Source organism: Cellulomonas uda, from assembly GCF_006538705.1.
Classification (GTDB): domain Bacteria; phylum Actinomycetota; class Actinomycetes; order Actinomycetales; family Cellulomonadaceae; genus Cellulomonas; species Cellulomonas uda.
Genome location: NZ_BJLP01000013.1, coordinates 59,467 through 72,788, shown reverse-complemented (window position 1 = coordinate 72,788; position 13,322 = coordinate 59,467). Strand labels below are relative to the sequence as shown.

General features: G+C 73.6%; 11 protein-coding genes. 4 read left to right on the top strand and 7 right to left on the bottom strand.

What is annotated here, in order from left to right; translation table 11 throughout:
• On the bottom strand, positions 1 to 580 hold a 580-nt coding region (locus tag CUD01_RS05435; RefSeq protein WP_174773825.1), incomplete at its 3' end, for a PhoH family protein.
• A 327-nt stretch (positions 581 to 907) separates the two neighbouring features.
• On the opposite strand from CUD01_RS05435, the gene ppdK reads away from it, so the two are divergent.
• On the top strand, positions 908 to 3,613 hold the full coding sequence (gene ppdK / locus CUD01_RS05430) for a pyruvate, phosphate dikinase (protein ID WP_141319352.1): 2,706 nt from the start codon (positions 908 to 910) through the stop codon (positions 3,611 to 3,613).
• Between the two features lie 82 nt (positions 3,614 to 3,695).
• Here the strand turns inward: ppdK and CUD01_RS05425 are convergent, their stop codons facing one another.
• The 3 genes from CUD01_RS05425 to hrcA form a co-directional block, all read right to left on the bottom strand.
• A complete protein-coding gene (locus tag CUD01_RS05425) occupies positions 3,696 to 4,454 on the bottom strand; it encodes a 16S rRNA (uracil(1498)-N(3))-methyltransferase (protein ID WP_141319350.1) in 759 nt (252 codons plus the stop codon).
• A gap of 25 nt (positions 4,455 to 4,479) precedes the next feature.
• Positions 4,480 to 5,610, bottom strand: coding sequence for a molecular chaperone DnaJ (gene dnaJ, locus CUD01_RS05420; protein ID WP_094180357.1), 1,131 nt, complete (start codon positions 5,608 to 5,610; stop codon positions 4,480 to 4,482).
• 75 nt (positions 5,611 to 5,685) lie between these two features.
• Positions 5,686 to 6,705: a heat-inducible transcriptional repressor HrcA gene (hrcA, locus tag CUD01_RS05415; protein ID WP_141319347.1), complete on the bottom strand. Its 1,020-nt coding sequence runs from the start codon at positions 6,703 to 6,705 to the stop codon at positions 5,686 to 5,688.
• A gap of 158 nt (positions 6,706 to 6,863) precedes the next feature.
• On the opposite strand from hrcA, the gene CUD01_RS05410 reads away from it, so the two are divergent.
• Positions 6,864 to 7,715 carry a DUF3097 domain-containing protein gene (locus CUD01_RS05410; RefSeq protein WP_141319345.1) on the top strand — a complete coding sequence of 284 codons (852 nt, stop codon included), beginning with the start codon at positions 6,864 to 6,866 and terminating at the stop codon, positions 7,713 to 7,715.
• 55 nt (positions 7,716 to 7,770) lie between these two features.
• Here CUD01_RS05410 and CUD01_RS05405 read toward each other — a convergent pair whose 3' ends face one another.
• Complete coding sequence (locus tag CUD01_RS05405; RefSeq protein ID WP_141319343.1) at positions 7,771 to 8,664, bottom strand: DUF7847 domain-containing protein; 894 nt, start codon at positions 8,662 to 8,664, stop codon at positions 7,771 to 7,773.
• Positions 8,665 to 8,849: 185 nt separating this feature from the next.
• On the opposite strand from CUD01_RS05405, the gene CUD01_RS05400 reads away from it, so the two are divergent.
• Positions 8,850 to 9,254 carry a DUF4870 domain-containing protein gene (locus tag CUD01_RS05400; protein WP_244937671.1) on the top strand — a complete coding sequence of 135 codons (405 nt, stop codon included), beginning with the start codon at positions 8,850 to 8,852 and terminating at the stop codon, positions 9,252 to 9,254.
• 21 nt (positions 9,255 to 9,275) lie between these two features.
• Here CUD01_RS05400 and hemW read toward each other — a convergent pair whose 3' ends face one another.
• Together hemW and lepA are read right to left on the bottom strand one after the other, a co-directional pair.
• The gene (gene hemW / locus CUD01_RS05395; RefSeq protein ID WP_141319341.1) at positions 9,276 to 10,514 is read right to left on the bottom strand and encodes a radical SAM family heme chaperone HemW; all 1,239 of its coding nucleotides are present in this window, start codon (positions 10,512 to 10,514) and stop codon (positions 9,276 to 9,278) included.
• A gap of 24 nt (positions 10,515 to 10,538) precedes the next feature.
• On the bottom strand, positions 10,539 to 12,410 hold the full coding sequence (gene lepA / locus CUD01_RS05390) for a translation elongation factor 4 (RefSeq protein ID WP_094180362.1): 1,872 nt from the start codon (positions 12,408 to 12,410) through the stop codon (positions 10,539 to 10,541).
• Positions 12,411 to 12,552: 142 nt separating this feature from the next.
• Here lepA and CUD01_RS05385 point away from each other — a divergent pair, with 142 nt between their 5' ends.
• Entirely contained in the window at positions 12,553 to 13,308 is a 756-nt protein-coding gene (locus CUD01_RS05385; RefSeq protein ID WP_141319339.1) for a maleylpyruvate isomerase family mycothiol-dependent enzyme, read from the top strand.
• The last annotated feature ends 14 nt before the right edge of the window (positions 13,309 to 13,322 follow it).

Sequence of the window (13,322 nt, the reverse complement as noted above, 5' to 3'; positions counted from 1 at the left end):
GGCGCTCCCCCGCCTCGACCGCCGGGCGCGTCAGGACGATCCGGTTGACCGAGCGGTCGTTGAGCGCCTGCACGGCCTTCGCCATCGCGAGGTACGTCTTGCCGGTGCCCGCGGGACCGATCCCGAACGTGACCGTGTTGCGGTCGATCGCGTCGACGTACTCCTTCTGCCCGGCGGTCTTCGGCCGGATCGTCTTGCCGCGCGTCGACAGGATGTTGAACGTCAGGATGTCGGCCGGCCGCGCGTGCGACCCGGCGGTCAGCATCGCGACCGTGCGGCGCACCACGTCCGGGGTCAGCGGCGTCCCCGCGGCGGTCATCTCGACGAGCTCGTCGACGAGGCGCGTGACCAGCGCGACGTCGCCCGCGGGACCCGCGAGGCGCACCTCGTTGCCGCGCACGTGCACGTCGATGCCGGTGAACCCGGACTCGATCTCCTTGAGCACCTCGTCGCGCAGCCCGAGCAGCTCGACCATCGAGACCTCGGACGGGACGGTGATGCGGTGCTCGACGAGCGCGGGTGCGCCGGTGTGCGGCGCCGGGGTGCTCGCGCCGCGCGGGGCGGGGTTCTGGTCGGCCATGTGCTCGGCGTGCGCCGTCGCTCCTTCGTCGTGGTCTGCTGCCCCATCCTACGGTCCCCGACCCCCGTCTCTCTCGGCGGCTCCCGTGCCCCGAGCCCCGCCCCCGACCCGCCCCGACCCCAACCCCGCGGTTGCTCCGGGCATCGGCGGCGAGAGCCGGAGGAACCGCGGGCTCGGCGTCGCAGCAGGTGGCGAGGGCGGACGTTGGTCCCGTGGAGGCGTCCGCCTGGTGGGACGAGACTGGGTGGGTCACCCGCGCGACGGGGCTCGGGTGAGCTACTCGCGGTCGGGCAAGGACGCCCGGCCGTACTCCCAGGAGGTGGAGCCGTGGCCGGCTACGTATGGGACTTCAGCGAGGGCGACAAGGATGCCCGCGACCTTCTCGGTGGCAAGGGTGCGGGACTGGCGGAGATGACCCGCCTGGGCCTGCCGGTGCCGCCCGGGTTCACGATCACGACACAGGCGTGCCGCGAGTACATGGCCGACGGCGACGTCCCGGCCGAGCTGCGCGTCGAGGTCACCATGGCGATGCGGCGGCTCGAGGACGCCATGCAGCGGCACTTCGGCGACCCGGCCGACCCGCTGCTCGTCTCGGTCCGCTCGGGCGCGAAGTTCTCGATGCCCGGGATGATGGAGACCGTCCTCGACGTCGGTCTGAACGACCTGACGGTGCACGGCCTCGCCGCGTTCACGGGCGACGAGCGCTTCGCGTGGGACTCCTACCGGCGGCTCGTGCAGATGTTCGGCCGCACGGTGCTCGGCATCCCGGGTGAGGAGTTCGCCGACGCGCTCGACAAGGCGAAGGCCGCCCGCGGCGTCAGCTCGGACGTCGAGCTCGGCACCGACGACCTGCGTGACCTCGTCGGGGCGTACAAGGACATCGTCCGCGAGCAGACGGGGCGCGAGTTCCCGCAGTCGCCGCGCGAGCAGCTGGACCTCGCGATCACCGCGGTGTTCAACTCCTGGAACACCGAGCGCGCACGGCTGTACCGCCGCAAGGAGCGCATCCCGGACGACCTCGGCACCGCGGTGAACGTGTGCGCGATGGTGTTCGGCAACCTCGGCCCCACCTCCGGCACCGGCGTCGCGTTCACGCGCGACCCCGCCACCGGCCGGTCCGGCGTGTACGGCGACTACCTCGCCAACGCGCAAGGCGAGGACGTCGTCGCGGGCATCCGCAACACCTCGGGCCTCACCGAGCTCGAGCGGCTCGACCCCGAGGCGTACGAGGACCTGCGCCGCGCGATGCGCCGCCTCGAGACCCACTACCGCGACCTGTGCGACATCGAGTTCACGGTCGAGCGCGGCAAGCTCTGGATGCTGCAGACGCGCGTCGGCAAGCGCACCGCACCCGCCGCGTTCCGCGTCGCCGTGCAGCTCGTCGACGAGAACCTCATCACGATGGACGAGGCGCTGGACCGCGTGACCGGCGCGCAGCTGTCCCAGCTGCTGTTCCCGCAGTTCGACGCGGGCGCCGAGCGCGACCTGCTCGCCCGCGGCATGGCCGCGTCGCCGGGTGCGGCCGTCGGCATGGCGGTGTTCGACGCGGAGACGGCCCAGGAGTGGGCCGCCGAGGGCAAGGAGGTCGTCCTCGTCCGCCGAGAGACCAACCCGGACGACCTGGGCGGCATGATCGCCGCCGTGGGCGTGCTCACCGCGCGCGGCGGCAAGACCTCGCACGCCGCGGTCGTCGCACGCGGCATGGGCCGCACGTGCGTGGTCGGCGCCGAGGCGCTCGACATCGACCTGCCCGGCCGCCGCCTGCACGTGGGGCCGCGCACCGTGCACGAGGGCGACGTCATCGCGATCGACGGCACCACCGGCGAGATCTTCGTCGGGTCCGTGCCCGTGCGGCCCTCGCCCGTGAGCCGCTACCTCGACGACGGTCTCGACGTCGCGCTCGCCGAGGCCGCGGACGAGGAGACGGCCGAGCTCGTCGTCGCGGTCGACCGGATCCTCACGCACGCCGACGCCGTCCGCCGCCTCGGCGTGCGCGCGAACGCCGACACGCCCGAGGACGCCGCCCGCGCGCGCCGCCTCGGTGCGCAGGGCATCGGGCTGTGCCGCACCGAGCACATGTTCCTGGGCGACCGTCGCGTGCTCGTCGAGCGGGTGGTCCTCGCGACCGACGACGACGAGCGCCAGGCCGCGCTCGACGCGCTCCTGCCGGTCCAGCGCGAGGACTTCGTCGGGATCCTGCGGGCCATGGACGGGTTGCCGACGACGATCCGGCTGCTCGACCCGCCGCTGCACGAGTTCCTGCCCGACCTGACCGAGCTCTCGGTGCGCGTCGCGCTCGCCGAGTCGCGCGGCGAGGTCGACCCGCACGACCTGCACCTGCTCGCCGCCGTACGGCGCATGCACGAGGCCAACCCGATGCTCGGCCTGCGTGGCGTGCGCCTCGGGCTCGTGGTGCCCGGGCTGTTCGCGCTGCAGATCCGGGCGGTCTGCGAGGCGGCCGCGCAGCTGCTCACGGACGGCCTCGCGCCTCGGCCCGAGATCATGGTCCCGCTCGTCGGCTCGGTGCAGGAGCTGCGGCTCGTGCGCGACGAGGCGCTGCGGATCATGGCGGACGTGTCGCAGGAGACCGGTCAGCCGCTCGACCTGCCGGTCGGCTGCATGATCGAGCTCCCGCGTGCGGCGCTCACCGCGGACCGCCTCGCGACGCAGGCGCAGTTCTTCTCGTTCGGCACGAACGACCTGACGCAGACCACGTGGGGCTTCTCGCGTGACGACGTCGAGGGCGCGTTCTTCCCGCAGTACAACGCGAACGGCGTGCTGGCGGTCTCCCCGTTCGAGACGGTCGACACCCGCGGCGTCGGGCGCCTCGTGCAGATCGCGGTCGAGGAGGGCCGCGCCGTGCGACCCGACCTGCACCTCGGCGTGTGCGGCGAGCACGGCGGCGACCCGGAGAGCATCCGGTTCTTCCACGCGGTCGGTCTGGACTACGTGTCCTGCAGCCCGTTCCGGGTGCCGGTCGCGCGGCTCGAGGCCGGTCGCTCCGCGGTCGCGGCGGCGAGCGACACGCGCTGACGGACCCCTTCCCGGCGGGGTGACGCCGGGCACGAGCACGGCGCCGGTCCGCGCGGAGATACGCGGGCCGGCGCCGTCGTGCTCAGCCCCAGCGGCCCAGGCGGGTCGCGAGCAGCGCCAGCGCGACCGGGCCCGCGGTGGACGTGCGCAGCACGTGCGGTCCGAGGCGCACGGGCCGCGCGCCCGCGTCGACGAGCCGCGCGAGCTCGTCGTCGCCGATGCCGCCCTCCGGACCCACGACGACGAGCACGTCGCCGTCCTGCGGGAGCTCGGCGCCCGCCAGGGGGTCGGTCGCGCTCTCGTGCAGCACGAGCACGGCTCCCCCGGCCGCGACCACCTCACGCGCGCGGAGCGCGAGCGCCCGGGAGTCGAGCGCGACGTCCACGTCCGGCACCCACGCGCGGCGTGACTGCTTCGCGGCCGTGCGAACCGTGCCGAGCCAGCGCGCGCGGGACTTGGCGGCACGCTCGCCGCGCCACACGACGATCGAGCGGTCCGCCTGCCACGGCACCACCGCGTCCGCGCCGACCTCGGTCGCCGCCTCGATCGCGAGCTCGTCGCGGTCGCCCTTCGCGAGCGCCTGCACGAGCACGAGCCGCACGCGGGGCGTGGGCTCGCGCACGAGCTCGAGCACCTCGACGTCGACGCCCTCGTGGCCGGCGTGCGCGACCACGCCGACGAGCCGTACGCCGCGCGTGTCGACCACGTCGACCCGCTCACCACGCGCCCGGCGCTGCACGACCCCGGCGTGGCGGCCCTCGGTGCCGTCGAGCCGGAACGTGTCGCCCACCGCGAGGGCGTCGAGGCGGCCGGGGTCGACGACGAAGACGGGCGCGGTCATCGGCTACGGGTCCTGTCCCGCACGCTCAACGGCCGGCGAGCTTGTCGCGCAGCTTGCCGAAGACGCCCTGGTGCGCGGCGGCGAGCCGGCCCTCGGGGCGCTCCTCGCCGCGCAGCGCCGCGAGGCGGCGAAGCAGCTCGGCCTGCTCGTCGTCGAGGCCCGTCGGGACGGTCACCTCGACGTGGACGTGCAGGTCGCCGCGTCCGCCGACGTGCAGGTGCCCCACGCCGAGCCCCTTGAGCGTCACGACCTGCTCGGGCTGCGTGCCGGGGCGCAGGTCGACCTCCTGCTCGCCGTCGAGCGTCTCGAACGTGAGCACGGTGCCCAGCGCGGCGGCGGTCATCGGCACCGACAGCGTCGCGTGCAGGTCGTCGCCGTCGCGCGTGAACACCTCGTGCCGGCGCTCGCGCACCTCGAGGTACACGTCACCGGGCGGGCCGCCCGCCGGGCCGACCTCGCCCTGGCTCGTGAGCTTGATGCGTGTGCCCGTGTCGACGCCCGCGGGGACGTCCACCGCGATCGTGCGACGCGCCCGCACGCGCCCCTCGCCCGCGCACTCGGTGCACGGCTCCGGGATCGTCGTGCCGAACCCGCGGCACGCCGCGCACGGCTGGTTCGTCATGACCTGGCCGAGGAACGAGCGCGCGACGCGCTGCACCGTGCCCCGGCCGTGACAGGCCTCGCACGTCCGCGGCGAGGTGCCGGGCCGGCAGCAGGACCCCTGGCACGTGGGGCACACCACCGCGGTGTCGACCGGGACCTCGCGGTGCGTGCCGAACGTGACCTCCGCGAGGTCGAGGTCGAGGCGCAGCAGCGCGTCCTGGCCGCGTCGCGCGCGCGGGATCGGGCCGCGCTGCGCGCCCGCACCCGTCGCGGCGCCGAAGAACGTCTCGAAGATGTCCTGGAAGCCGAAGCCCCCGCCCATGCCGCCGCCGGGCGACGACGGGTCGCCCCCCAGGTCGTACGCGCGGCGCTTCTCCGGGTTGCCGAGCACCTCGTAGGCGCGCGAGACGTCCTTGAACCGCTCCTCCGCGGCCGGGTCGTCGCCCGCCACGTCCGGGTGGTGCTCCCGGGCGAGCTTGCGGTACGCCTTCTTGATCTGCTCGGGCGTCGCGTCGCGCGGGACGCCGAGGATCGCGTAGTAGTCGGTGCTCACGTGGTGGTCTGCTCGCTTCCTGGCGGGCTCGTCGGATGGTCGGGACGCCGGGCGTCCGCGGTGCGTGGCCGGGGGCTACCCGGCGAGGATGCGCGTGAGGTAGCGCGCCACGGCGCGCACGGACGCCATGGTCGCGGGGTAGTCCATGCGGGTCGGACCGATCGCGCCGACCCGGGCGACCGAACCGCCCTCGTCGCCGTACCCGCTCGTGACGAAGCTCGTCTCGACCAGACCGTCGTGCTGCGTCTCGTGCCCGATCCGCACCGAGACCGCGGCCGTGTCCTCGGCCATCTCGGACAGCAGGCGCAGGAGCACGACCTGCTCCTCGAGCGCCTCGAGCACCGGACCGAGGCTGCGCGCGAAGTCCGTGCCCCCGCGGGCGAGGTTCGCCGTGCCCGCGAGCACGACGCGCTCCTCGCTCTCCTGCGCGAGCGTCTCCTCGACCACGCCCACGACCTGGCGCAGCAGCGCGAGGTCGTCGTCGGTGTACCGCTGCGAGACCTCGTCGACCACGCCGCGCAGCTCCGCGAGCCGGCGGCCGGCGACGCGCGCGTTGAGCGTCGCGCGCAGCTGCGCGACGCCGAGCTCGTCGAGCTCGGCCGACGCCTCGAGGGTGCGCTGCTCGACGCGGCCGGTGTCGGTGATGAGCACGACGAGCAGGTGTCGCTGGCCCACGGGCACGAGCTCGATGTGGCGCAGCGCGGAGCGCCGCAGCGAGGGGTACTGCACGACGGCGACCTGGTGCGTGAGCTGCGCGAGCAGCCGCACCGAGCGGTCGACGACGTCGTCCAGGTCGACCGCGTCCTCGAGGAACGCGCCGATCGCGCGCTTCTCGGGCCCGGACAACGGCTTGACGGTCGTCAGGCGGTCGACGAAGACGCGGTACCCCTTGTCGGTCGGGATGCGACCGGCGGACGTGTGCGGCTGAGCGATGAAGCCGCTCTCCTCGAGAGCGGCCATGTCGTTGCGGATCGTCGCCGACGACACCCCGAGCGCGTGCCGCTCGACCAGCGCCTTCGAGCCCACGGGCTCGCTCGTCGAGACGTAGTCCTCGACGATCGCGCGCAGCACGTCCATCCGCCGCTCGTCGCTCATCTCGCCTCCGTCCGTCGCGCCGCCCGCTGCCCGTCACTGGTAGCACTCGCCTCGTCCGAGTGCCAATCCTACGCCGCGCGCGGGCGCTGCCGCCCGAGCGGTCCGTGGGCACCCTAGGGTGACGGACCGACGGACCGCGACGAGGGAGAGCCAGGCTGATGGATCGCTACGGGTCGGACGTGCTGGGCGGCGGACGTGCCGAGCACCACCGAGGACCGCGGACGTCGCGTCCGCAGGCCGCCGAGCGCGGGCTCGTCGTGGAGGAGGTCACCACCGGGTGGGTGGGTGCCGTGGTGCGCGTCGAGAAGTCGGGCGGGCAGCACGTCGTCGTGCTCGAGGACCGCAAGGGCCGCACGCGCACGTTCCCGCTCGGGCCGGGGTTCTGGGTCGACGGCGAGCCGGTGGTCCTCACGGCGCCCGTGACGTCGACGGCGCCGCGTCCGCCCGAGCGAACCGCGTCCGGCTCGCGCGCCGTCCAGGGCGCCCGGGCGCGGGTGGCGCGGGGCAGCCGCATCTGGGTCGAGGGCCGGCACGACGCCGAGCTGGTCGAGAAGGTGTGGGGCGACGACCTGCGCGTCGAGGGGGTCGTGGTCGAGCTGCTCGAGGGCGTGGATCACCTGGTCGAGGCGCTGCGGGAGTTCTCCCCCACCCCCGAGCGGCGCGTCGGCGTCCTCGTCGACCACCTGGTCGCGGGGTCGAAGGAGGCGCGGATCGCCGCCGAAGCCGTGCGCGTCGCGCCCGCGGGCACGGTCCTGGTGCTCGGGCACCCCTACGTCGACGTGTGGCAGGCCGTGCGTCCCGCGCGGCTGGGCCTGACCGCCTGGCCGACGATCGAGCGCGGCACCGAGTGGAAGCTCGGGATCCTGCGCGAGCTCGGCTGGCCGGCAGCCGACCAGGCCGACGTCGCGCATGCCTGGAAGCGGATCCTCGGCACGGTGCGCACCTTCGCCGACCTGGAGCCCGCGCTGCTCGGCCGCGTCGAGGAGCTCATCGACTTCGTCACGGCCTGACGACGGACGGGCCCCCGCGCTGCGGCGCGGGAGCCCGTCCTCGGTTCCGGACCGGTCAGGGGACGACCGGCTCGCGGTTCAGCCGGCGGTACACGTAGGTCTGCGCGAGCAGCGCGACGGGCAGCGTGACGAGCGTGCCGACACCGCACACGAGGCCACCGACGGCGCTCGCGAGCGCGACGCCGAGGAAGATCAGCAGCGCGGGCACGATGTTGTCCCTGACGAGCTGGAAGCTGGCCTTGAGCGCGTCCACCGCGCCCGAGCCGCGGTCCACGACGTAGTACAGCGTGAACTGCGCGAAGAACGCGACCACGATGCCCGGCAGGTAGCACAGCGCGTAGCCGACGGCCGTCAGCACGGCGACCAGCAGCGACGCCAGGATCACCGCGGGCAGGTTCCTGAACTTGAAGAACGTGTCGACGGTCAGCGCCTCGCCACGGCTGATCCGGAGCGCGCCCTGCACGAAGCCGGCCTGCACGATCGACAGCACGAGCACGGCGACGACCGAGATCAGCGCCGTCGAGAGCAGCACCGCCGCGAAGCCCGGGCCCGACCCGAAGGTGATGTTGCCCTCGTCGTCGATCGTGGTCTCCGACGTGCGCAGGAACAGGCCCGCGATCACGAAGTACCAGATGCCGATGACGACGATCGAGCCGACGACGTACGCGACGATCGCGATGAGGATCGGCGAGAGGTTCTCGGTGAACTTCTTCCAGCCCCACTTGAAGCCCTCGACGACGTCGACGCTCTGGTCGCCGCCGTAGCCGCCCGGGGCGGGCGGCGGCGGGTAGCCGCCGGGGGGCGGCGGGGTGGCGCCCGCGGGGGGCGGCGGGTAGGCACCGGCGGGAGGCGGCGGGTAGGCACCCTCGGGCGCCGGCGGCGTGGGCTCCTGCGGTCCGGGCGGGACCGGGTTGCTCCCGTCGTCCGGCCGCGGCGTGGTGTCGCTCATGCGTCTCCTTCGTCAGTGGGCCGGGGGTGGCCCCACGAAAGCGAACCGAAGTGCACCAGTCGTGTCAAGGAACCGTGCAGACCCTGTGGACGACCCCGAACGACTACCCTGCGACCAGCACAGTCGCCGCCTCACCGATCCGGGTGACGTCCGACGCGCACCCACCGACACGACGGAGGTACCTCGTGAGCACGACCCCCCCGAACGGCCAGGGCTGGGACTCGGCCCCGCCGCCGCCCGCGTACGGCGCGGGCCCGCAGCCGCTGCGGCCCGACGAGGAGAAGATGTGGGCGATCCTCGCGCACGTCCTGCCCCTGATCGGTCTCGGCTTCATCGCGCCGCTCGTGATCTGGCTGGTGTTCCGCGGCCGCGGCCCGTACCTGGAGAACCAGGCGAAGGAGTCGCTGAACTTCCAGATCACCGTGCTCATCGCGGTCGTCGTGGGCTCGATCCTCACGATCGTGCTGGTCGGCTTCGTCATCCTCGCCGTCGTCGGCATCGGTGCGCTCGTGCTCGAGATCATGGCCGCCGTCGCCGCGAGCCGCTTCGAGTGGTACCGCTACCCGCTGACCCTCCGCCTGGTCAAGTGACGCGGCGCTCGCGGGCGGTGCTCAGGCGCCGAAGCCCGCGAGCGTCCGCACGACGAGGTCCGCGAGCAGCCGACCGCGGCGCGTGAGCACCAGACGCCGCGCGGTCAGCAGCGTCCGACCGTCGACGAGCCCGTCGGCGACGAGCCCGGCCACCCGGCCCCGCTCGTCGTCGGCGAGCTCGTCGAGCGGCATCCCCTCGGCGAGCCGCACGTGCAGCATGAGCCGCTCGAGCGCGGCCGCCTCCTCGTCGACGACCTCCCGCCCGGCCGCGGGGCTCAGGCCCGCGTCGAGGCGCGCCGCGTACGCGCGCGGGTGCTTGACGTTCCACCAGCGCACGCCACCGACGTGCGAGTGCGCGCCCGGCCCGACGCCCCACCAGTCGTCGTCGCGCCAGTAGGCGAGGTTGTGCCGGCACGCGTGCTCCGCGCCGCGCGCCCAGTTCGAGACCTCGTACCAGCCGAGCCCCGCCGCGGTCAGCAGGTCGTCCGCGAGCTCGTACTTGGCGGCCTGGTCGTCGGAGTCCGGCAGCGTGAGCTCACCGCGACGGACCTGCACCGCCATGCGCGTGCCCTGCTCGACGACGAGCGCGTACGCCGAGACGTGGTCGACGCCGGTCGCGAGCGCCGACTCGAGCGAGACCCGCCAGTCGTCGAGCGACTCCCCCGGCGTCCCGTAGATCAGGTCGAGCGACACGTCGAGACCGGCGTCCCGCGCCCAGCGCACGACGTCGGGGATGCGTGCCGGGTCGTGCGTGCGCTCGAGCGTGCGCAGCACGTGCGGCACGGCCGACTGCATGCCGAACGACACGCGCGTGAAGCCGCCGGCCGCGAGCGCCGCGAGCGACCGCGGGGTCACCGAGTCGGGGTTCGCCTCGGTCGTGACCTCGGCGTCGTCGGCCAGGCCCCACGCGTCGTCGACCGCACGGAGCATCCCGACGAGGTCGTCGGCCGGCAGGACGGTGGGCGTGCCGCCGCCGACGAACACCGTCGACACCCGCCGCTCCGGCAGCCCGGCGTCGCGCAGCACCCGCGCGCTCAGCGCGACCTCGCGCATCGCGGTCGCGGCGTACGAGGCCTGGCTCGCCCCGCCGCCCAGCTCGGTCGCGGTGTAGGTGTTGAAGTCGCAGTACCCGCAGCGCACCGTGCAGAACGGCACGTGCAGGTACACCCCGAACGCGCGCGCGTCGGCGCCCTCGAGCACCGACGAGGGCAGGGCGCCGTCGTCGGGAGCGGCGTCGCCGTCGGGCAGGGCGGGACTCACGGGCGGCTCACAGCGGGAGGTGCGTCACTTCTTCTTGGCGTCCTTGGGCGCCGCTGAGTCCGACGACAGCGCGGCGATGAAGGCCTCCTGCGGCACGTCGACCCGACCGATCGTCTTCATCCGCTTCTTGCCCTCCTTCTGCTTCTCGAGCAGCTTGCGCTTGCGCGTGATGTCGCCGCCGTAGCACTTGGCCAGGACGTCCTTGCGGATCGCGCGGATCGTCTCGCGCGCGATGACCCGGCTCCCGACGGCCGCCTGGATCGGCACCTCGAACTGCTGGCGCGGGATGAGCTCCTTGAGCTTGGCGGTCATCATCACGCCGTACGCGTACGCCTTGTCCTTGTGCACGATCGCGCTGAACGCGTCGACCTGCTCGCCCTGGAGCAGGATGTCGACCTTCACCAGGTCCGCGACCTGCTCGCCCGAGGGCTCGTAGTCGAGGCTCGCGTAGCCGCGCGTGCGGGACTTGAGCTGGTCGAAGAAGTCGAACACGATCTCCGCGAGCGGCAGCGTGTAGCGCATCTCGACGCGGTCCTCGGACAGGTAGTCCATGCCGAGCAGGTCGCCGCGCTTGGACTGGCTGAGCTCCATGATCGCGCCGACGAACTCGCTCGGCGCGAGGATCGTGGCCTTGACGACGGGCTCGCGGACCTCGCGGATCTTGCCGCCGGGGAACTCCGACGGGTTCGTCACGTGGACCTCCGTGCGGTCCTCCATGACGACGTCGTAGACGACGTTCGGGGCGGTCGAGATGAGGTCCAGGTCGAACTCGCGCTCGAGCCGCTCGCGGATGATCTCGAGGTGCAGCAGGCCGAGGAACCCGACGCGGAACCCGAACCCGAGCGCGACGGACGTCTCCGGCTCGTAGTTCAGCGCGGCGTCGTTGAGCTTGAGCTTGTCGAGCGCGTCACGCAGCGCGGGGTAGTCCGAGCCGTCGATCGGGTACAGGCCCGAGAACACCATCGGCTTGGGGTCCGAGTAGCCGCCGAGCGCCTCCGCGGCGGGCTTGGCCGCGTTGGTCACCGTGTCGCCGACCTTGGACTGCCGCACGTCCTTCACGCCCGTGATGAGGTAACCGACCTCACCGACGCCCAGGCCCTTCGTCGGGACCGGCTCGGGGCTGATCACGCCGATCTCGAGGAGCTCGTGCGTCGCCTTGGTCGACATCATCGCGATGCGCTCGCGCGGGTTGAGGTTGCCGTCGACCACGCGCACGTACGTGACGACGCCGCGGTAGGTGTCGTACACGGAGTCGAAGATCATCGCGCGCGCCGGCGCGTCCGCGGCGCCCACGGGCGCGGGGATGGTCCCGACGATGCGGTCGAGCAGCGCCTCGACGCCCTCGCCCGTCTTGCCGGACACCTTCATGACGTCGCCCGGGTCGCCGCCGACGAGGCCCGCGATCTCCTCCGCGTACTTCTCGGGCTGCGCGGCCGGCAGGTCGATCTTGTTGAGCACCGGGATGATCGCGAGGTCGTTCTCGAGCGCGAGGTACAGGTTCGCGAGCGTCTGCGCCTCGATCCCCTGCGCGGCGTCGACGAGCAGCACCGCGCCCTCGCACGCGGCGAGCGAGCGCGACACCTCGTACGTGAAGTCCACGTGACCGGGCGTGTCGATCATGTTGAGCGCGTACGCGGTGTCGCCGACCTGCCACGGCATGCGCACGGCCTGCGACTTGATGGTGATGCCGCGCTCGCGCTCGATGTCCATGCGGTCGAGGTACTGGGCCCGCATCGCGCGCGCCTCGACGACGCCCGTGAGCTGCAGCATCCGGTCGGCCAGGGTCGACTTGCCGTGGTCGATGTGGGCGATGATGCAGAAGTTGCGCAGGAGCTCGGGCGCAGTCGCGGCAGGGCGGATGCGCGCTGCGGCTGCGGCGCTCGGGATCGGGGACACGCTGGGGGTGCTCCGGTTCTCGTCTCGTCGGGGGTGTCGCCCGGCGTCGGGCGGCGTCGTGCGCGCGTCCTGGCAGGAAGTGCCCGGACGTCGGCCGGTCCCGACCTCGTCGTGTGTCGGTGCCCGGCGCCACCATGGTCCCATGACCCAGGCACCGACCGACGCCGCGACCGCGGCGCACCAGGACGCGGCCGGCTCGCTCGACGATGTCGCACTCGACGGCGCACTCGACCACCTCGCGCTGCTGACCGCCGCGCAGGACGCGTTCTCGTCCTCGATCGCGCAGGCCGACCCGACGGCCCGGGTCCCCTGGTGCGGCCGGTGGCGCGTGCGCGACGTCGTGGTGCACCTCGGCCGCATCCACCACTGGGCCGCGGGGCAGGCCTCGAAGCAGCGCGAGACGCCGCTGGGTCGCGGCCCGTTCGTGCTCGACGAGTTCTACGCGACGCAGGCGACCGAGCTGCGCGAGACGCTCGCCCGCCTCGGCGACGCCGAGGGGTGGACCCTCGTCGGCAACGGTCCCGCCTCGTGGTGGCGGCGCCGCCAGCTCCACGAGACGACCGTGCACCTGTGGGACGTGCGCGCCGCGTGCGGGCTCCCGGTCGACGACGACCCGCTCGTCTGGTCGGACACCGTCGACGAGGTCGTCACCGTGATGCAGCCGCGCCAGCAGGCCATGGGGCGCATGGAGCCGCTGCCGGCACCCGTGCGGCTCGTGGCGACCGACGCGGACCGGACCTGGCTGCTGGGTGGGCCGGGCACGCCGTCGGTCACCGCCGAGGGCCGCGCGCAGGACCTCGCGCTGCTGGTGTGGGGCCGCCGCGGTCCCGACGACGTCGCGGTCACCGGGGACGCGGCCGCGCTCGACGACGCGCTCGCCCGCCGCCTGACCCCGTGACCCCCTGACCCCGT